Here is a 21,319-nt window from a genome sequence, read left to right as displayed (position 1 = left end):
CATTTCTTCCTGAAATAACATTTTTTGTTTTCAACAAGGCATAGTTGTTGTGTCTGTCTTATTCGGTTTTTAAATCGAATTATTTTCCGAGCAGTTCTCGGGCCACGATTTCTTTCATAATTTCATTGGTTCCCCCATAAATTTTTTGTACCCGTGCATCCACAAAAAAGCGTGAAATCGGGTATTCCTGCATGTAGCCGTAGCCACCGAAAAGCTGAAGTAATTGGTCAATCACTTCACATTGGACATCGGTAATAAAGCATTTCAGTGCGGCAACTTGAGTCACGCTTAACTGGTGTTGTTGATACAGCGTTGCACATTGATCTACAAAGGCTTGGGCGGCTTTTGCTTTGATTTGCGCGTTTGCTAGTACAAATCGCGTGTTTTGCATTTGGCTTAAAGGTTGTCCGAAGGCTTTACGTTCTAATACATAGTCTTTGGTCAGTTCGATGGCGCCTAAAATTGACCCCAAAGCCATCATTGAAATGCTTAAACGCTCACGCGGTAACTCTTGCATTAAATAAGCAAAACCTTGTCCTTCCTCACCCAAACGCTGAGTTGCAGGCACACAAACATCATCAAAAAATAGTTCGGCTGTATCTTGGGCATGGAGTCCGATTTTTTGTAAAGAGCGACCTTTTTTAACGCCGTCTAAAGCAGCATCCACTAATAAAATTGATATGCCTTTTGCTTTGGCTTGCGGACCGGTTTTTGCTACAAGAACAATCAGGTCGGCATGCAAGCCATTTGATATAAATGTTTTTGAACCATTCACACGATATTGGTCATTTTCTAAAATGGCCTGAGTGCGTATAGCCTGTAAGTCTGAACCCGCATTGGCCTCTGTCATGGCAATTGCAGTGACGACTTCACCTGTCACCATTTTGGGTAGCCAATAACGTTTTTGCTCTTCAGATCCAATATTTTGTAGATAAGGAGAGACCAGCTCATTTTGCCCACCAATGGCGACTGCCAAAGACGCAAAGCCAGCTTGAGCAGTTTCTTGAATCAGCATGAGGGAGTAATGAACAGGAGCGCCATAGCCGCCATATTCCTCAGGCACATCGACACACAAAAAACCATTTTCCCCAAGACGAAGCCATAGATCACGTGGGATGAGGCCTTCGTGTTCCCATTGTTCATAATACGGAGCAACCTGTTCTTTTAAGAACCTGCGATAGCTGTTCCGAAATAGTTCAAATTCTGTATCGTGTAGCATGTTGAACCTTTTTTTGGCAAAAGTGAGGCTAAGGCCCAAACCGAAGTTTGAGCTTCCTTTTTTATTTCAATTGCTTATTGTTTTAAGGTGGGCACCCGAATAATTAGTGGGTTATCAGTCTGCTTTTGATAAAGTTCATCAATTAAAGCAGCACGACGCTTGGTAATACTGCTTTGATTGAGGTTGCCTTTATCGGTTACTTCGCCTGCATCGAGTTGAGGTGGCTCGGTCATTAAATAAAGCATTGAGACTGTATTTGAGCTGCCAGTCGCATCTTTATTAAAGGTTGTTAAAAATTGGCGGAACCATTGTTGGACTTTAGGGTGTTGCAGTATCTCTGCTTGAGAATGTTCACCAAGCTTAAGACCTGCATATTGAGCGCAAGCTTCTAATTTTGGAAAAATCAGAAAGCCAACCGCATTTAGGTTTGAACCTGTAATACAAACATCTTGAATCAGTAAATTACCCTGAATCAGTACTTTATTGCGTAGTGTGCCCACATTCACAAAAGTACCCGTATTGAGTTTAAAGTCTTCGGCAATTCGTCCGTCATACATGAGACCTTTAGTTGGATCATTGACATCGACTAAACGAACTGCATCGCCTGTATGGAAAAAGCCTTCATCATCAAAAATAGTGCTCTGCTGGTCTGCCTTTAACCGCCAATAGCCTTTCATGACATGTTTGCCACGAACACAAAACTCAAGTTTGTCACCACATGGCACTAGCTTGATTTCGCATCCCGGAGCAGGGTAACCAATAAAGCCAGCCATTACGCGTGGGCCAGTTGTAAAAGCACAAGAGGGAGCAGTTTCAGTCATACCCAATCCGCTCATGATGCGAATTTTTTCTCCGCAATGTTGCTGAGCAATTTTGTCGAGCCTATTCCAGCCCGCTTCTGAAAGCGCTGCGCCTGCAAAGAATAAAATTTTAACTTTGGCAAAAAAGCGGTCTCTTAATTCTTCATCTTTTTCTAACGCTTCGGTGAGTTCTTCCCAACCTTTTGGCACATTTAAATAAACTGTTGGAGAAATTTCTTTGAGGTTACGAATGGTTTCTTCAAATTTTCCTGCAACGGGTTTGCCATCATCAATGTAAATCGTACCGCCATTATAGAGCGCGATGCCGACATTGTGACTGCCGCCAAAAGTGTGGTGCCAAGACAGCCAGTCGAGTAGGACAGGCGGCGTTTCTTCAAACTCAGGGAAAGTCTGCAATAACATTTGCTGATTAACACACAACATTAAATGTGTGGTCGGTACAGCTTTAGGCAATTTGGTTGAACCTGATGTAAATAAGAATTTGGCAATCTGGTTTTCATCAAGGGTTTGATAAAACTCTTGAACATTTGAAACCGGTGTATCTAACAGCGATTGAAAAGACGTGCAGATCTGATCGCCTACAATACCTTTATTGGTCACCACTTCAATATCGTATGTAATGCATGCCTGAATGGCTTTGGCAAAAGCTTGTCCATCGCTGGCATAAACCATACCAGGTGTGAGCACTTCAAACACATGTTTGAGTTTGCCGAAGTCTTGAGAAATAAGAGAATAGGCAGGGGAAATAGCCGAGAAAGGCACACCCGCTAGCATGGCACCCATAGAAAGTGTTAAATGTTCGAGATCATTGCCACTTAAAATAACGAGTGGTCGTTCTTGGCTTAAATTACGGTCATGCAAAGCTTGAGCAATGTGCCATGCGCGTTGTAGAACTTCTGCATAACTCAGTTTGACCCATTCGCCTTGAGCATTGCGTTTTGCTGCAAAAATATGGTCGGGTTTGGTTTGTGCAAAATGAATTAACCGATCTGTCAGTTTTTGTGGATACGGTTTTAATTGCTCTTTTGGGCTGATATAGAGCGTTTGATCTTTATAGTGATAATGAATATCGTGTTGCCCTAATTTTACGAACCGTTCGCGGTCTTGTGATTGAGTGGCATTCATTTGCATTTCTTTCACTCCATGGAAAGCGCATCACTGCGCTTTATTTTTTTGCATCATGCAATTTTTATTTAATATGTCGGTATTCGCATTAGCCTGACTAAATCGGGTAATGACGTGATTGGGTTTGAATGGTAATCCAGCGTAAATCGGTAAACTCGGCAATAGATGCTTTACTACCAAATCGTCCGTATCCACTTGATTTTGTTCCGCCAAATGGCATTTGAGCTTCGTCATGTACGGTTGCGCCGTTAATATGACAAATACCCGAATCAATCTGTTTAGCGACTTCTAATGCTTGTGAAATATTCTGGCTAAACACAGCTGAAGAAAGGCCGAACTCACTATCATTTGCCAGTGCTACACCTTCCTCAATGCTTGAAAAACGTTGAACTGTGCATACAGGCCCAAAAGATTCTTCACGATAAAGCAGCATGTCAGGTTTAATATTGAGCACTAACGTCGGTTGCATGGTGGTGTCTTCAATATGGATACCTAAAGGTAAGTCAGCCCCTTTGTTTTGAGCATCTTCAAGCAAATGCTGAATACGGTTTGCAGCGCGGCGACTTTCTAAAACACCGAGTACATTGTTTTTTGAGGTTGGATTACCTGCCTGGATGGAACGGGTTTTCTCAATCAGTTTTTCAATAAACTGGTCGGCAATATTGTCTTGAACCAAAACACGTTCGGTCGACATACAAATTTGCCCCTGATTAAAGAATGCTCCAAAAGCGACTGCATTTACGGCTTCATTAATATCAGCCTCATTTAAAACCACAACAGGGGCTTTACCACCAAGTTCAAGTAAAACTGGTTTTAAGTATTTAGCAGCAGTCTCGGCAATAATTTTTCCGACTTTGGTTGAACCGGTAAAATTAATGCGTTTCACAGCTGGATGAGACACTAAGCGCTCCACGATTTGTGGGGCATCTTCGGCGGCATGTGTAATCACATTCACGACACCTTCACCTAGTCCTGCTTCATGTAACACTTCACCAATTAAACGATGCGTTGCTGGGCAGGCTTCCGACGCTTTTAACACAACCGTGTTACCACAAGCCAAAGGCATGGCAAGCGCACGTGTTGCCAAAATCACAGGTGCATTCCAAGGTGCAATGCCAACAATGACACCGCAAGGAACCCGTACACCCATTGCAAGATTGCCCGGCACATCTGACGGAATCAGGCTTCCGTCAATTTGTGTGGTCATTGCTGCTGCTTCACGTAACATGTTGGCAGCAAGCTGAACGTTAAACCCATACCATGTTGCAGTTGAACCTGTTTCTTGCATTCCAGTTTGAATGAATTGCTCGGTCTTTTGATCCATTAAATCGGCTGCTTTTAATAAGCGTAAACGGCGCTCGGTAGGCGAGAGTTTCGACCATACTTTAAAAGCTTGCTGCGCTGAATCGATTGCACGATCAACATCTTCCAACGTTGCAGCAGCAGCTTTAGTTGCCACTGATCCATCAATTGGACTAATACGCTCAAAAGTTGCCTGATTTGATGCATCAACAGATTGACCGTGAATAAGTAACTGTACATTTTGCATGGGTTGTGTCCTTACATTGCCATTAAAGAATCAAAAGTTAACCAGTACGTTTATAACTCTGTAAACCCGGTTTAATCGATTTTTCATCTAAGAATTGTTTCAAACCTTCTTGGCGACCGTTTTCAGTATCGCGGTGGATACATTGATCAAGCTTGGCATATAAGTAATCTTCGTTTTGGTCCCAAGTGAGTTCACGGCAACGCTTAAAGCCATTTTTAGCAGTACGAAGAACCACAGGGTTTTTCTCGAGTAAGCAATTTGCAAGTTCAGTTACTTCTGCTTTTAATTGGGCAAGCGGTACGCTTTTGTTCACAAGGCCCATGGTTTCGGCTTCTTTACCGCTAAAAGTTTTACCCGTCATGATGTAATACAAAGATGCACGATGACCTACGGTATCTGCCATTGCTTTACTTACAAGGTTGCCCGGTGGGATACCCCAGTTAATTTCAGATAAACCGAAAGTTGCTTCATCTGCTGCAATTGCTAGGTCACACGCCACTAAAGGTGAGAAACCGCCTCCAAAGCACCAGCCGTTAACCATGGCAATGGTTGGTTTTGAATACATACGAAGAAGTTGCCACTGCCAGCGACATGAGTCACGACGAATACGCTCTTGGAAAATCTCTGGTTGAGTATCGACTTCACGGAAATATTCCTTTAAATCCATACCCGCTGTCCAAGAGTCGCCTGCACCAGTCAGAACCAAAACTTTAGCATTTTGATCAAGCTCAAGGGTTTCAAGCACATCAATCATTTCACGATTGAGGGTTGGGCTCATGGCATTTTTCTTTTCAGGGCGGTTTAAAGTGACCCATGCAATTCCATCTTCAACTTTAACATCTACTGTTTCCCAGCGGTTTTCATAACTCATCTTCATACTCCTTGAATGATTTCTTGCTGTTCTGGGATTTAATCTAATATCAGTTAAACTTACATTCAAGTCTTTTTTGGAAAATTTCATAAATATTTTATAAATTGTTGTATTTTAAAAATTAATTATTTTAAAAATTAATTTTAAATAAAAATGTGTTGATTTTTTAATAAGTTTAACTGATATTTTTGGTGTGTTTGAAAATAATACACAAAGGGCTAAATGGAACGACTAGTCAATAAAGGACAACACAATGGAAAAAATATCAGGACAGCCTTCAAGGGCAAAAATCACGTTGCTACTGTGCTTTGCCATAGCGATTTTTGAAGGCTTTGATCTTCAATCAATGGGGGTAGCCGCTCCACGAATGCGGGCTGAGTTTATGTTAGATAATGCCCAGATGGCGTGGGCATTTAGTGCTGCAATTTTGGGAACACTCCCAGGCGCAATATTAGGTGGTCGGTTTGCTGATATTGTCGGGCGTAAGAAAATTCTGATTTTTAGTATCTTACTTTTTGGAATTATGTCTTTGCTAACCGCCTATGCGGCCAATTTTAGTCTGTTACTACTCATTCGTTTTTGTACCGGCTTGGGAATGGGTGGGGCGCTACCCATGATGATTACACTTGCTTCTGAAGCTGTACCTGACCAGCACAAAGGTACTGCGGTTAGTGTGATGTATAGTGGCATTCCTTTTGGTGGCTTACTCACTTCCGTCGTTGCTATGTCGTTGGCAGGCGATGCAGAGTGGCGTCATATTTTCTATATCGGGGGGATTGCGCCTATTTATTAATACCACTAATTATGCGCTTTTTACCTGAGTCAAATGACTACCTGCAACGCAAAGTTCAAGCACAGCAAACCACGCCATTCTTTGAGGTTTTATTTGCCAAAGAGCGTCGTATGTCAACCATTCAACTTTGGATAAGTTTTTTCTGCACCTTAGTGGTGCTCTACTTCTTGTTGAACTGGTTGCCGTTACTCATGGGTGCGCAGGGATTATCAAAACTACAGGCGAACTATGTACAGATGGGCTACAACGTTGGCGGAATTTTAGGTTCGGTTCTGATGGGCGTCTTGCTTGATAAATTACGCATGAGCTTTGTGATTAAGCTGATTTATCTCGGCATTTTATTTTCGCTGTGTTGTTTAGCAATTTCTCCAACCGTGGCTTTACTTGCACTTTCGGCAGTGGGTTGTGGTTTATTTATTGTGGGTGGACAATCGGCGTTGTATGGTCTGGCTGCCATGTATTATCCAACCGAAATGCGTGGAACCGGAGTTGGCGCAGCGGTTGCAATCGGGCGTATTGGTTCATTTGCTGGGCCTTTAATGGCTGGTTTTTTACTTTCACTTGGACAAAGCTCGACCATTGTGATTGGTTCAAGTATTCCAGTGATTTTAATTGCAGCGATCTCTGCATTACTTCTTGTCAAAAAACCTAAACAGCCTGTACATTTAGTACAAAGCTCAGGTGCTCGCTAAGTTTTAACGAAAGTATGGGGTTAGAACCTCATACTTTCACTACAGATTTTCTTATGATGATTGAAAGGTTATGGTACGTTCGAATTTAGTTCAAAAAAAAGTAGAAGATGAGCCTAAGTTAAGTTACATGATTGCTCGTGTTGACCGAATTATTAGTAAACATTTAACAGAACATTTAAAAGAGCTTGAAATTACCTTACCGCAATTTACCGCACTTTCTGTTTTAGCTTCAAAAAGTAATTTATCTAATGCCAAGCTCGCTGAGCGTTCTTTTATAAAGCCGCAATCTGCCAATAAAATTTTGCAAGATTTACTGGTGAATGGCTGGATTGAGAAAAAACCGGATCCGACACATGGCCGCCGTATTTTAATTACCTTGACCGAAAGCGGGATTGAAAAGTTAAACAAATGCAATGAAGTGGTTTTAAAAGTCGAAGAAAAAATGCTTGAAGGTATTGATATTAACTTGGCTTATTTAATTCGAAATAACCTCGATATTATGGTCAATAATCTTAAAAATTTTAAATAAGTGTATTTGTTTAGGTTGAGATAAATTGCTAAGTACTGATTCACACAGAAAATTGATTTCATTTTGCAAATGAACTTGCTAGCATCGAAGTGACGTTTTTGATGATGTGTGGCAACGAATGTCTTCAGGACAACAAGTTTTACTAAAACTAAGAAAAATGATTATTTCAGGGGAACTTGAAGGCGGTGCCAGAATTGCCGAGATTCCTACTGCCGAGTTACTTGGTGTTTCGCGCCAGCCTGTTCGTATAGCCTTTCGGTTGCTTGAACAAGAAGGTCTCCTCATTAAAAAACCAACTCGTGGTTACACGGTTCGTGAAATTTCCGGAAAACTGGTGCATGACGCACTTGAAGTGCGAGGGGTACTGGAAGGATTGGCTGCGAAAACTTTGGCAGAACAAGGCTTAAGCGAAGAGCAGAAAAAGACGTTGCAACATTGCATTCAGGAAACTGAAAAACTCTTTAATGAAAAGGACGAGTTTGGTGATGCTGAACTAGAACGTTATCATCATTTTAATATCATCTTTCATGACACCATTATTGAGGGCGCGCAAAACGTTGCGCTCATCCAAGCCTTAGCGAAAAACAACCAATTGCCGATGGCTTCTGCTCAAGCCATTACTTATGATCAGAACCAAGCTTTGTCGGAATATCGCCGTTTGCACTATGCACATTTGCAGCATTGTTCGATTTTCGATGCATTAGTAAATCGTCAGGCAGGGCGTGCTGAAACCTTAATGCGTGAACACAGTAGTGTGGTAATTTTAGGTGAAACGCTAAGAAATATTCTCAGTGCTTAAGGTGAAAGAAGTTCCTTTATGTTTGAATAAAGGAACTTTCGAGTTAAAGCTCAATCACAAGATGTTTAGTTTTTGCACGAGAACAGCAGGGCGTAAACTGATCATTTAAAGCATGTTCTTCATCGGTCATAAATAGATCCCGATGATCTGGCGTACCTTCTACAACGCGGGTAATACATGTGCCGCAAATACCTTGCTCACATGAGATTGGAATATCAAAACCATTCGCAATTAATGCTTCAGTAGCAGTCTGCTCTGGTAAGACTTCAATTCGGCGGCCCGTACCTTTCACTTCGATAGTAAAAGCTTCATCGTTAGATGCATCTACCTTTTGCGCGACAAAATGCTCTTGATGTAACTGTTCGCTATGCCAACCCGCTTGCTCGGCAGAGTTCATGACAAACTGCATAAATCCTGTAGGCCCACACACATATAAATGTTTATCAGGTGAAGCTTGGCCCAAAGCCTCTGCCATATTACATTCGGTATCCGGTTGGTCTTGAATGTGAAAATGGACGTGGGCACCAAAGTGCTCGGTTAAATTGCCATAAAAAGCAATCATTTCATGACTACGAACAAAGTAGTGCAATTCGAAAGGAGTATTGGCCGACTTAAGCCGATACGCCATCGACAAAATAGGGGTAATACCAATACCACCCGCAAATAAAACCGCTTGTTTGGTTTGAGGATGAATTTCAAATAAATTACGAGGTTCACCAATTTTTAAATGATCGCCTTCACGATATTCGGTGTGAATGCAACGTGAGCCACCGCGTGAATTGGCATCATGTAAAACACCAATCACATAACGATGCTTTTCACTACAGCAATTTGAAAGTGAATATTGGCGAGTGAGGCCATTTTTCAGGTGCACGTCAATATGTGCACCTGCTTCAAAACTCGGCAGCTCCGTACCATTTGCTGCAACCAATTCAAACGCACGAATGGTTGGGGTGAGTTGATGAATTTTTTGAATAATAACGTCCATGTTCATGCTCCTTTAAATAATCCGAATGTTTGGAAACTTCTGTGCGGACGTTTCAGGAGGCGTTTTATTTTCTTCGGCAAGTAGTCGGTCAATGACCTTACGGGACTGGACACCGCCTGCGTCGATATTGAGCATCAGTAATTTACGATGTGGATTGTTTAAAATGTTTTGCTGCTGTTGCTCCAGCATTTCTAAATCTTCAGTAAAGATTTTGCCTTGGCCTTCACGAATTTGATCGGTGAGTTCGGCATTATCTGGCTGGAAGTTGCGTGCCATTCCCCAGAAATACCAATGTGATGTTTCAGTTTCCGGTGTAATAAAATCGACCACGATTGAGGAAACTTTTTTGTCACTTGGTGCGTGATAACCACCCTGTCCGGCATGCGCTACACCTACTTCAATGTGAACATTACTTGGCGCAAAGAAGTGGCAACGTTGCCAACGGTCAACAGGTACATCATCTGCCAAATGATTGCCGCGAAGGGCCATTTGCCAAAATGGAGGTGCAATCACATTTTCCATATAGCGTTCGGTAATGACATGGTCACCGTCAACTTTAGTCACTGGCAGGGCTTCATCAATTTCTTTTTGCCCAATACTGCTTGAGTGAACATAGGTTTCGTGGGTTAAATCCATGAGATTGTCGATCATTAGACGATAGTCGCACTGAATGTGAAACAGGCCTCCGCCATAGCTCCATTCGGGATGATCTGCCCATTCTAAAGTTGGCAGTTTTGCTTCATCTGCTAAAGCTTTTTCACCTGGCCATACCCAAATAAAGCCGAACTTTTCAACAACTGCATATGCTTTATTACATGGAAAACCGTTTACACGCTGAGCTGGCATTGAAACAGTCTTTCCATCACAGCCCATAACTAAGCCATGGTAACCACAGACAAGGTTGCCATCTTCGACATAGCCCAGTGAAAGTGGGGCACCACGATGCGGACAAAAATCTTCAACGGCTGCTACTTTGTTTTCTTTGCCACGGTAAAAAACGATTTTTTCACCACAGATGGTACGACCTAATGGTTTATCTTGGATTTCTTCTGGACGGCAGGCTACATACCATGCATTTTTAATAAACATTTGTGACGACTCCTTATCACTTATTGGATCCAATTTATAATAAATAAAAATATTGGTCAATTGATAAGCAGGATCTTTTTTTACATTACTTTCCTTGATTGTGTATATTTTTAATATTAATTCAGATTTTTTTATTTTTTAAAAGTTTAGGTCATTAAAGTTTAATTTGGATCCATATTTATTGGGTTAAAAGAGGGATAAGGGGAATTCTTTTGAGTTGTAAAATTGAAAATAGTTAAATTTTTATGGATCCATATTTTTAATTTTAAATAAATTATAATTATACTTTTCAGTTATTTAATTTAATTATGATTAAATTTTAAAAATATTATTGATTTTTTGGATCCAGATATTCAGTATAGAAAAAGAGCAGGATGCTCCAAAAAAACAAATATTCCTCTAGGTCATGATGGATACGGATATGCATAACTACCCAATCGCTCATATTAGCAATGTCGTGTGTATCTCTTATCCACATTGGGAGATGCACAAATGGAAAGAAATGTTCTAAGTGAGATTAATCAAAATAATATGAGCCGTTATCAATGGTTCATCATTTTGATCTGTATTTGTCTCAATATTATTGATGGCTTTGACGTGATGGTAATGGCATTTACTGCTCCATCAGTGTCAGCAGAATGGTCACTTTCAGGGGCACAAATTGGCTTATTGCTGAGTTCAGGTCTTTTTGGGATGGCTGCCGGTTCAATTTTTCTTGCGCCTTTAGCCGATAAAATCGGTCGCCGTTTACTTATCTTGGTTTGTTTAGTGATTGCAGGTCTTAGCATGTTGGGCTGTGCTTTGGTGCAAAGTCATGGCATGTTGGCAGCACTTCGGTTTATTACCGGAATTGGGGTAGGCGGGATTCTTGCGAGTAGTAATGTCTTGGCAAGTGAGTATGCCAATGCACGCTGGCGCAGTCTCGCAGTGAGCTTAATGTCTACAGGTTATGGCATTGGTGCGACACTAGGCGGAGTACTCTCACTGGCCTTGATTGAGCATTTAGGTTGGCGTTCAATCTTTTTGGCAGGGGGGATCACAACCATAGTGATGTTGCTGATTAGTGCCTGGTTATTACCTGAATCTTTAGATTATTTGTTGGCAAAAAGACCAAAACAGGCATTAGAACGTATTAACGCAACAGTAAATCGTATGGGGTTAACTGCTTTAAAAGCTTTATCTTATTACGGCCAGAATAATCAAAAAAATACAGGTGATATTGGTAAATTATTTTCAGGGCAGCAGGGGTTCCAGACACTTTGTCTTTGGTTTGCATTCTTTTTAGTGATGTTTGGCTTTTACTTTGTCATGAGCTGGACACCAAAAATTCTGATTTCAATGGGAATGTCGCCTGAACAAGGTGTAAGTACCGGCATTTTAATTAGTATTGGCGGTATTTTCGGGGCGGCCATTATTGGTTTATTGGCATCGCGCATGAAAGTCTTTTATGCCTTAAGTCTGTTTTTAGGGCTAACCTCGGCATGTGTTTTCCTATTTGTTGCTGTCTCATCTCAAGTCAGCATTGCACTCATAGTCGGTTTATTACTTGGCACCCTCATTAACGGTTGTGTGGCAGGTTTATATTCTATTTCTCCAACAATTTATGATGCTGAAATCCGTAGTCGCGGCGTGGGTTATGCCATTGGTTTTGGTCGGATTGGGGCAATTTTATCGCCAACGGTCGCAGGCATTTTCTTAGATAAAGGTATTGCACCTGCAACGCTGTATGCCTATTACGGTGTGGTGTTTATTTTGGCTATTTTCCTGATTTTGAGTTTGGGTAGCGCTTTTTACCGCAGTCAAAAAGAGCAAAACTTCTCACTTAAAACAGCACCTTAATCCACTAAAAATTAAATAGTTGAGTTAAAAAATGAAAAAGACACCATTATGGGTGGGGGTATGCTTGTGCCCATTATTTAGTCAAGTTGTGCATGCCGAGTTTATAGCAGACAGTAAAGCTGAGCTGACACTGCGTAATTTTTACTTTGACCGAGACTATAAAAAAGACCCATATCCGTATACCGCAGCTAGAGATTGGGCACAGGGTTTAATTTTTAAAGGACAGTCGGGTTATACCGAAGGGACAGTTGGGTTTGGTGTTGATGTACTGGCAATGGCAGGTTTTAACCTGATGGGAAGCCGTGCTGATGACTATGCACGTAGTGGCTTACTCCCAGTGAATACCGATAACTCGCGTGATGATTATTATGGAAAAATCGGCATTACAGGAAAGGCTAAATTTAGAAAAAATGAGCTTTTTGTGGGCGATTTGGTTCCACAATTGCCAACCATATTTTCAGCGCCAGCGCGTTTGTTCCCTCAGACTTATCGCGGTATTCGCTTTGTTTCAAATGAAATTCCAAATCTTCAACTCGAAGGTTTTTATGTCGACGAAGTGCGGCAGCGCGATTCGATTCGTTATACCGATGTTGGAACAGACAATATCAATCATCGTTTTGACAAAGCTGCCACCACTGACTCGTTTTATACTTTAGGTGGAAGTTATCAGTTAAAAGACTATCGTTTACGGGCTTACCATGCTGAACTTAAAGATATTTACCAGCAACAGTTTTTAGGCTTTAACGGAAAACAACCTTTAAACGATCAGCTTAATTTTTTAAGTGACGTGCGGTTTTTTAATAGCGAAGAAACGGGCAGCAAAAAAATTGGAGAAGTTGATAACCGACATATTAGTGGCTTATTTGGTTTGAACTATCAAAATCATACGGTTTCTTTGGGCTATATGCAGTCGTTTGGCTCGACTGGTTTACCGTTTTTGTCGGGAACTGAAAGTCCAGTCGTGCTTGATTTTATGAGTTCGGACTATTCAAATAAAGATGAAAAAGTCTATTCGATTCGTTATGAATATGACTTTAAAAATGCGCGGGTAGGTGATGTTTCATTAAATGGACTGCGTTTTATGACTCGCTATGCAAAAGGCGAAAACATTGATTTACTGCAATATGGCGATCAGCGTTTTAAAGAAGAATCGATGGAGTTTGATTTGGGCTATAAAATTCCTGAAGGTAAATTAAAAGGCTTAGGAGTGCGGGCCCGCTTTTCTCACTACCGTAATGATATGCCAACGAATATGACCTTCCACTCGGCAAATGAAACGCGTTTGAATGTTGATTACACCTTTAAATTTTAATGGTTAATATTTAACTAAATTCAAGACAAGTTAAAACATTGTGACCATCAATGTTTTAACTTTAGTTATCAACTTCACAAAATCAATCTATAATACCGCCAATCTTATTAAAGCCCATTGAGTCGTTCATTAAACACATGGCTTTAATCTCTCATTTTTTTAAGTCAATTTCTTCGCTGTGATTCGGCTTATTTTTCAATATTTAGAATTTTATGTGTCTGTGCTGACACATAAAAATATTTAGGTGCCAGCATGGAAATCAAGGTTAATTATCTCGACAATCTTCGACAGGAAGCTAAGTTCGATGACTTTACGGTAATTGCCGATCAACCAATTCGCTACAAGGGTGACGGTTCGGCACCGGGCCCATTTGACTACTTTTTAGCATCATCAGCATTGTGTGCAGCGTACTTTGTAAAAGTGTATTGTGCAGCTCGAGATATCCCAACCGATAATATTCGTTTATCGCAAAATAATATTGTTGATCCTGAAAACCGCTATAAGCAAACCTTTAAAATTCAAATTGAATTACCAGCCGATATTTCAGAGAAAGATCGCCAAGGGATTTTACGTTCGATTGACCGTTGTACTGTTAAAAAAGTGATTCAAACGGGTCCTGAATTTATTATTGAAGAAGTTGAAAGCATTGATGCAGATGCACAAGCATTGTTATTGCCAAGCTTAACTTCAGAAAACCATACCTATATTCAAGGTAAAGATTTACCATTAGAAGAAACCATTGCCAATATGTCTGCTATTTTGGCAAATTTGGGCATGAAGATCGAAATCGCGTCTTGGCGTAATATTGTTCCAAATGTATGGTCGTTACACATTCGTGATGCACAGTCTCCGATGTGCTTTACCAATGGTAAAGGTGCCACTAAAGAAAGTGCTTTGGCATCTGCTTTGGGCGAGTTTATTGAGCGTTTAAACTGTAACTTCTTCTATAACGACCAGTTCTGGGGTGAAGATATTGCCAATGCTGAATTTGTGCATTATCCAGATGAAAAATGGTTTAAACCGGGTCCAAATGGTGAATTACCTAAAGAAATCTTAGATGAATATTGTCTTGAGATTTATAACCCAGATGATGAGTTACTTGGCACGCATTTATATGATACTAACTCAGGCAATATAGAGCGTGGCATTTGCTCGCTACCTTTTGTGCGCCAGTCTGACGGTGAAGTTGTATATTTCCCATCAAATTTAATTGAAAACTTGTACTTAAGTAATGGTATGAGTGCAGGCAACACTTTGGCAGAAGCTCAAGTTCAATGTTTGTCTGAAATTTTTGAACGTGCTGTAAAACGTGAAATTTTAGAAGGTGAAATTGCACTTCCAGATGTTCCTGAAGACGTATTAGCAAAATACCCAAGTATTGTGGCTGGTATTAAAGGCTTAGAAGAGCAAGGTTTTCCTGTATTAGTTAAAGATGCATCATTAGGCGGTCAGTTCCCTGTAATGTGTGTGACTTTAATGAACCCGCGTACGGGTGGGGTGTTTGCATCTTTCGGTGCGCATCCAAGTTTTGAAGTTGCGTTGGAACGTAGTCTGACCGAATTACTTCAAGGCCGTAGTTTTGAAGGCTTAAATGATTTACCTCAACCGACTTTCCAAAGTAATGCAGTGACTGAGCCGAATAACTTTGTTGAACACTTTATTGACTCAAGCGGTTTAGTTTCTTGGCGCTTCTTTAGCTCTAAATCTGACTATGACTTTGTTGAATGGGATTTTTCTGGCGAAGGCGAAGAGTCGAATGCAGAAGAAGCTGCAACTTTATTCGGTATTCTCGAAGAGATGGGTAAAGAAGTGTATATGGCAGTCTATGAGCACTTAGGTGCGACCGCTTGCCGTATTTTAGTTCCTGATTATTCAGAAATTTATCTTGTTGAAGATCTGATTTGGGACAATACCAATAAGGCACTTGCATTCCGTGAAGATATTCTAAATCTGCATCGTTTGGATGATGAACAGCTTGAGGCGTTGGTTGAGCGCTTAGAGGAATGTGAGCTAGACGATTACACTGAAATTACCACACTCATTGGCATCGAATTTGATGACAATACAGTTTGGGGACAGCTCACAATTTTAGAACTGAAATTGCTCATTTATGTTGCATTACAACAATTTGAAGAAGCAAAAGAGCTTGTCGAAACTTACTTACAATATAACACCAACACCGTTGAGCGTGGTTTGTTCTATCAATGTATGAACGTGGTACTTGAAGTAATATTAGATGAAGAACTAGAGCTTGAAGACTACCTGACTAACTTCCGCCGTATGTTTGGTGACACACGAATGGATGCGGTATTAGGTTCTGTCGACGGTAGCGTTCGTTTCTATGGTTTAACACCAACAAGCATGAAACTAGAAGGACTTGATCGCCATTTACGTCTAATTGAGAGTTATAAAAAATTGCATGCAGCTCGTGCTAAAACGGTAGCGATGTAATTTAAAAAAACTAAATAAAAAAAGCCTATTTTTAAATAGGCTTTTTTTATAAAACAACTTGCTAGTTTAGGCAGAAGCTTTCGTGATCTCTATGGTTTCTTCCGTTATTGGATAGTCTGGTTGTTCATCCAAAGTGTGTTTAGCCGGAATATAAGACATTGCACGTTCAGCGAGAGCAGTAATAGTTAAACTTGGGTTAACGCCCAAATTGGCACCCAACATAGAGCCGTCTACAACATATAAGTTTTTATAGTTAAACACCCGATTTTTACCATCGACTACACCTTGTTCCGGGCTAGATGCGATCGCGCAGCCTCCCATACAGTGGGCAGTAAAAGGCACATTAAATAAAATTTCGGTAATAGTCGTTATTGGATGACCATTAAACATTTTGGCGACTTTTTCAGTAAAGGTATTGGCTTGTGGAATATAAACAGGAAGCTTTTTCCCTTCACTAGACAAAACCTTGCCAAAAGGCCAGAACCAATTGCGTTTTAAACGCATATTAATTGAGGCATCGGCAGTTTGCATTACTAAGAAAATTAAGGTTTGACGTGCAAAACCAACAGGGTTGCTCATACGTAAGAATATAAGTGGATGGCTAATGAGTACCCATAACCAATAAAAAATACGTGTCCAACCTGGTTTACCTTTTGCCATATACGTACACATGAGACCCATAGCATCGGAACCACTTTGATAGCGAGTCGCTTCAATGTGAGTGTCATGGTCAATATAGATGCTTGAACCAATCGCAACGCCCTTACTCATATCGACATCTTTATCAAAGAAACGAACCCCTAAGATAGACTCCGCATTGGTACGCACCCGATTACCCAAATCATCAGAAATATTTGGTAGAGAACCAGATTGTTTTAAGCGGAATAGCATTTCTTGGGTGCCCAAAGAAGATGCCGAGAAAATTACGTTACGAACCCGCCAAGTACGACGTTGTTTGTTAAACCAGGAGCTTGAGCATTCAGTCGTGACTTCATAACCATCACTACCATCGACTTTGCCATTGAGCGGTTTAACATCAACCACTTTGGTTTCTTCATAAACCTTGGCACCATTTTTTTCGGCAAAGTACAAATAATTTTTATCTAAAGTATTTTTTGCATTGTGTTTACAACCTGTCATACAGCCACCACATGCTGTACAGGTGCCACGATCTGGTCCTTCACCGTTAAAATAAGGGTCTGGATAAGTCTTTCCACCTTCTTCGCCTTCGGGAGGAAAAAAGGTTGCAACACGAGTCGGTTTAAAGGTATGGCCTACACCTACCGCTTCACCCATTTTCTTTAACATGTGATCGGCAGGGCCAAGTATTTTATTGTCAGTCACTCCAAGCATACGTTCTGCTTCGGCATAGTGCTGCGGCATTTCATTTTTCCAGTCTGCAGCATCTGCCCAAGTGCCTTCATCCCAAATGTGTTCGGGTGGGACGAGCAGGGTATTGGCATAGGTAATTGAGCCACCGCCTACGGCATTACCGCAAATAATAGTGACATGGCGAAAAAACCGCATATTGAAATAACCAAAAAGTTTCATACCCGGACGCCAGATCCAGCGGCGTGTGTTCCAGTTATTTTTAGCAAAATCTTCAGCTTTCCAACGACGCCCCATTTCCATTACAGCAACTGAGTAGCCTTTTTCGGTGAGACGGCAGGCAGAAACACTACCGCCAAAGCCTGAACCAATGATGAGATAATCATAGTCATAATTGTTTGATGCCATGCCAAAGGCTCCTGTCTAGTGATATTTTTTATATTGACTGCATATGTTTATCAATGAATTGTCCAATGCGCTTAATTGAGTCATCGGATTCTTTTAGTATACCTGCATGGAATTGAAAAACGTGCCCGACTTTGTCATAAATCTTAAATGTAGTCGGAATACCGCATTTTTCGGCTTGTTCTGCAAGACGTTTTGCGTCATCTAATAAAACTTCTTCGGTACCAACATGGATCAGAACCGGTGGTAATCCGGTTAAGTCAGCATAAAGTGGGGAGCAGGTCGGATCGGTTGCCGATTTTTGGCCGCAATAGTTTTTTGCACACCAAACTAACCAGTTTTCTGAGAGCATTGCATCTTGAGCAGCATGAGTTTTTAGCGTGCTTCCTGAAAGACTTAAGTCAACCCAAGGTGAAAGTAAAACTAATGCCGCTGGTAAAGGTAAACCTGCGTTCCTTAGCGCAATAACGGTACTTAAGCTCAGGCCGCCACCGGCAGAGTCACCAGCAATCACAAGTTTTTTCGGATCTTGTCCTTGAGCAAGTAAAGCCTTATAGACTGCAATGCTATCTTCAATAGCAGCAGGGCTTGGATGTTCTGGGGCTAGGCGATATTCAGCTAACCAGACTTGTGCCTGAGCTGCTTGCCCGATCTGAGCCGCAAGCTTCGTGTGACTTTTTGAGCTGCCTACTACATAGCCACCGCCATGCAAATACAAAATGCCAAGCCCTGATTTGGTCGTTTTAGGCTGAATATGAACTGTCGGTACTTGAGCAATATTTTGCTTTTTAGTTTGATAACCACGTGGTCCAAGCACAATAGCACTAGCCGCATCGCTACAAAAACGTTGTAATTTCACTGGCGTTTTAGGAGATAAAGCTGGGCGTAGTGTGGTACGAATGGTCCATGCGAGAAGTTGCTTCATAATAAGCACTCATACTAAGCAGGTGAGATTAGTCAGCATCTCTGAAAATCAACAGTATGCTGACCACTATTTTTATTTTGCTGACTTATTAAGTAGTCGAGTTTGCCAAGCAGTCGCGGTTGCAAAAATCTTTTGGTAGCCTTGCGGAAGAATACGCTGAATCACATCAACGGCTTTTGCATCGGCTCCAATAAGTAAACGGCGACGGTTCTTACGAACAGCTTCCAAAATTTGTTGAGCTGCATCATCAGCAGGGGTGCGAAGTAATTTATCGAAAGCATCTTGGCTTTTTAGCGGGTCCATTCCTAAAGACTGGACGCTATTGTTCATACGGGCAGCTTTGGCAATATTGGTGCGGATACCACCCGGATGCACACAAGTCGCGCTCACACCAGCATTTTGCATATCAAGTTCTTGGCGCAATGATTCAGTAAAACCACGGACGGCAAATTTACTTGCGTTATAAGCACTTTGGGTCGGTTGAGCTGTTAAGCCAAACATACTGGAAATATTAATAATATGCCCATCACCACTTTGCTTTAAGTAAGGCAAAAATTCTTTGGTGCCATAAACCACGCCCCAAAAATTAATACCAATGAGCCATTCAAGATCTTCGTAGCTCACACCTTCAGCTGTACTACCTATTGCGACACCAGCATTATTAAAAATCAGGTTAACTTGGCCATGCCCATCTACAACTGCCTTTGCCCAAGTTGCAACTTCATCACGTTTAGCGACATCAACTTTTTGAGTGGTGACTTTGACAGAATAGGGTGCTAACAGTTCGACTGTTTTGGCTAACCCAGCTTCACTAATATCAGAAAGTGCCAGATGACAGCCTTGTTTAGCGAGTGCTATGGCAATTGCTTGTCCAATACCTGAACCCGCACCTGTCACAGCTGCGACTTTATTTTTAAAAGACTTCATAAAATTCTCCGTTTATTTTTCTCATTTCCTATGGCGAAGCTTATTTAAGAAATAGCCGACACCTGGGTGTAGTTTTCAATGTCAAAGCGACGAGTGCGTTGACGATATTCAAGAGTGAAACCCGGCCAGTTATTGGTATTTTTACCATCAGCAGTTTGGTACCAACTGGTACAGCCTTGCGCCCACACCGTTTTTTTCATTTTCTCTTGGATATCTTGATTAAATTCGTGTTGAATTTCGGCACGAATGTTGGTGAACAGCAGGTTATTTTTCAAAGTAGTGCGCAGCGCATCTAAAATATAATTCACCTGACTTTCAATCATATAAACGATTGAGTTATGCCCGAGGTTGGTATTTGGCCCATACAGCATAAAGAAGTTAGGGAATCCGTTTACTGTCAGGCCTAAATAAGCTTCAGCACCATCTTTCCATGTTTCTTTTAAGGTGCGACCATCAAGTCCAGTAATTTGCATTGGCGCCATAAATTCAGTCGCCGTAAAACCTGTACCGTAAATAATGGCATCAACTTCACGTAGATTTCCTTCCATGTCTAAAATGCCATGTTCGGTAATTTCTTGAATGCCTGTATCAATCACATCAACATGAGGTTGAGTCAGTGTTTCATACCAGTGGTTAGAAATTAAAATACGTTTACAACCAATTGGATAATCCGGCATTAAGCGGTGACGTAACTTTCCATCTTTAACAACTTTTCGAATGTGGCGCTGGAATAAATATTCCACCAAAGGCATTTCATTGAGTGAAGTTGTAAAAGCAAGTAGGCGAATTTCATGATGACCATATTGCAAAGCACGGTCCAGACTTTGCAAGATCGGCAGTTTACGGAAAGCTTTTTTCTCTAAAGGTTGGTAAACCCGATCCGGTTTAGGAATGACATACGGTGCCGAGCGTTGATAAACGTCTAGATGAGCCACTTGTTTTGCAATTTCGGGTACAAACTGAATCGCGCTTGCGCCTGTGCCAATGACCGCAACACGTTTGCCAGTTAAGTCATAGTCATGGTCCCAACGTGCGGAGTGAAATGCCTTACCTTTGAAGTTTTCAATGCCTTTAAGTTTTGGATAGGCAGGGCGGTTTAGTTGGCCTACAGCACCAACCAGAAACTCCGCTTCAAACTGTTCACCAGTTGTGCTTTGGATGTGCCATACACCTTGCAGCGCATCAAATTCGGCGCTGGCTATTTCAGTGTTAAATTTGATGTGCGGGCGAAGGTCATATTTATCGGCACAGTGACGTAAATATTGATAAATCTCTTGAGAGGTCCCGTAGCGATTTTTCCAACCAAGTTCCTGTTCAAAAGAAAAAGAATAAAGATGTGACGGCACATCACATGCAGCGCCCGGATAAGTATTGTCACGCCAGACACCACCTACATCGGCAGCTTTTTCAAATAGAGTAAATTGTTCAAAACCTGCTTGTTTGAGACGAATGGCAAGTCCTAGACCACCAAAGCCAGTGCCAATAATGGCGATGCGTACATTTTTATTTGAATTAGACGACGAATTAAACATAGGCTGCTCTAAAATCCTTAAAAACAGTGAGCGAAAAAATCGCAATTTCCTGTATGCAGAATAGACGTTTATTAACTTGATTTAGAGGATGGATGAGGACAAAATATTGTGATTCGAGGACATT

15 protein-coding genes and 1 pseudogene are annotated in these 21,319 nt (G+C 41.2%); 6 read left to right on the top strand and 10 right to left on the bottom strand.

Features of this window, described 5'->3' with window-relative positions:
• Positions 1-79: 79 nt before the first annotated feature.
• From J678_RS17325 to J678_RS17310, 4 genes are all read right to left on the bottom strand, one after another.
• Positions 80-1,219, bottom strand: a complete 1,140-nt coding sequence (locus J678_RS17325; protein ID WP_017393645.1) for an acyl-CoA dehydrogenase family protein — start codon at positions 1,217-1,219, stop codon at positions 80-82.
• A gap of 74 nt (positions 1,220-1,293) precedes the next feature.
• Complete coding sequence (locus J678_RS17320; RefSeq protein ID WP_171057484.1) at positions 1,294-3,180, bottom strand: feruloyl-CoA synthase; 1,887 nt, start codon at positions 3,178-3,180, stop codon at positions 1,294-1,296.
• An 82-nt stretch (positions 3,181-3,262) separates the two neighbouring features.
• Complete coding sequence (locus J678_RS17315; protein ID WP_017393647.1) at positions 3,263-4,714, bottom strand: aldehyde dehydrogenase; 1,452 nt, start codon at positions 4,712-4,714, stop codon at positions 3,263-3,265.
• 37 nt (positions 4,715-4,751) lie between these two features.
• Entirely contained in the window at positions 4,752-5,591 is an 840-nt protein-coding gene (locus J678_RS17310; protein ID WP_002040868.1) for a p-hydroxycinnamoyl CoA hydratase/lyase, read from the bottom strand.
• 247 nt (positions 5,592-5,838) lie between these two features.
• Between J678_RS17310 and mhpT the strand changes: the two are divergent.
• The 3 genes and pseudogenes from mhpT to J678_RS17300 all read left to right on the top strand — a co-directional run bounded on the left by mhpT (position 5,839) and on the right by J678_RS17300 (position 8,398).
• Positions 5,839-7,070 (top strand): annotated as a pseudogene (gene mhpT, locus J678_RS0104385) (3-(3-hydroxy-phenyl)propionate transporter MhpT).
• Between the two features lie 70 nt (positions 7,071-7,140).
• On the top strand, positions 7,141-7,599 hold the full coding sequence (locus J678_RS17305) for a MarR family winged helix-turn-helix transcriptional regulator (protein WP_000252463.1): 459 nt from the start codon (positions 7,141-7,143) through the stop codon (positions 7,597-7,599).
• A 106-nt stretch (positions 7,600-7,705) separates the two neighbouring features.
• A complete protein-coding gene (locus J678_RS17300; RefSeq protein WP_079378087.1) occupies positions 7,706-8,398 on the top strand; it encodes a GntR family transcriptional regulator in 693 nt (230 codons plus the stop codon).
• A gap of 43 nt (positions 8,399-8,441) precedes the next feature.
• Here the strand turns inward: J678_RS17300 and J678_RS17295 are convergent, their stop codons facing one another.
• The gene (locus J678_RS17295) at positions 8,442-9,386 is read right to left on the bottom strand and encodes a PDR/VanB family oxidoreductase (protein WP_017393649.1); all 945 of its coding nucleotides are present in this window, start codon (positions 9,384-9,386) and stop codon (positions 8,442-8,444) included.
• Positions 9,387-9,398: 12 nt separating this feature from the next.
• Entirely contained in the window at positions 9,399-10,475 is a 1,077-nt protein-coding gene (locus J678_RS17290; protein ID WP_017393650.1) for an aromatic ring-hydroxylating oxygenase subunit alpha, read from the bottom strand.
• Between the two features lie 492 nt (positions 10,476-10,967).
• Between J678_RS17290 and J678_RS17285 the strand changes: the two genes are divergently transcribed.
• From J678_RS17285 to J678_RS17275, 3 genes are all read left to right on the top strand, one after another.
• The gene (locus J678_RS17285; protein WP_017393651.1) at positions 10,968-12,314 is read left to right on the top strand and encodes an MFS transporter; all 1,347 of its coding nucleotides are present in this window, start codon (positions 10,968-10,970) and stop codon (positions 12,312-12,314) included.
• A gap of 31 nt (positions 12,315-12,345) precedes the next feature.
• The gene (locus J678_RS17280; protein ID WP_017393652.1) at positions 12,346-13,626 is read left to right on the top strand and encodes an OprD family outer membrane porin; all 1,281 of its coding nucleotides are present in this window, start codon (positions 12,346-12,348) and stop codon (positions 13,624-13,626) included.
• Positions 13,627-13,878: 252 nt separating this feature from the next.
• Complete coding sequence (locus tag J678_RS17275; RefSeq protein ID WP_017393653.1) at positions 13,879-16,077, top strand: OsmC domain/YcaO domain-containing protein; 2,199 nt, start codon at positions 13,879-13,881, stop codon at positions 16,075-16,077.
• A 66-nt stretch (positions 16,078-16,143) separates the two neighbouring features.
• Here J678_RS17275 and J678_RS17270 read toward each other — a convergent pair whose 3' ends face one another.
• From J678_RS17270 to J678_RS17255, 4 genes are all read right to left on the bottom strand, one after another.
• Entirely contained in the window at positions 16,144-17,814 is a 1,671-nt protein-coding gene (locus J678_RS17270) for a GMC family oxidoreductase (protein ID WP_004888072.1), read from the bottom strand.
• Positions 17,815-17,842: 28 nt separating this feature from the next.
• A complete protein-coding gene (locus J678_RS17265) occupies positions 17,843-18,736 on the bottom strand; it encodes an alpha/beta hydrolase (protein ID WP_002156797.1) in 894 nt (297 codons plus the stop codon).
• A gap of 72 nt (positions 18,737-18,808) precedes the next feature.
• Positions 18,809-19,663 (bottom strand): SDR family NAD(P)-dependent oxidoreductase, encoded by an 855-nt coding sequence (locus J678_RS17260; RefSeq protein WP_004709879.1) that lies wholly within the window; start codon positions 19,661-19,663, stop codon positions 18,809-18,811.
• A 44-nt stretch (positions 19,664-19,707) separates the two neighbouring features.
• On the bottom strand, positions 19,708-21,195 hold the full coding sequence (locus tag J678_RS17255; RefSeq protein ID WP_017393654.1) for a flavin-containing monooxygenase: 1,488 nt from the start codon (positions 21,193-21,195) through the stop codon (positions 19,708-19,710).
• Positions 21,196-21,319: the final 124 nt, after the last annotated feature.

It is taken from the genome of Acinetobacter sp. 1424608, from assembly GCF_000588255.1.
Classification (GTDB): Bacteria; Pseudomonadota; Gammaproteobacteria; order Pseudomonadales; family Moraxellaceae; genus Acinetobacter; species Acinetobacter nosocomialis.
Note: the sequence above shows the minus strand (reverse complement) of the source record. Positions and strands in the feature narration are given on the sequence as shown.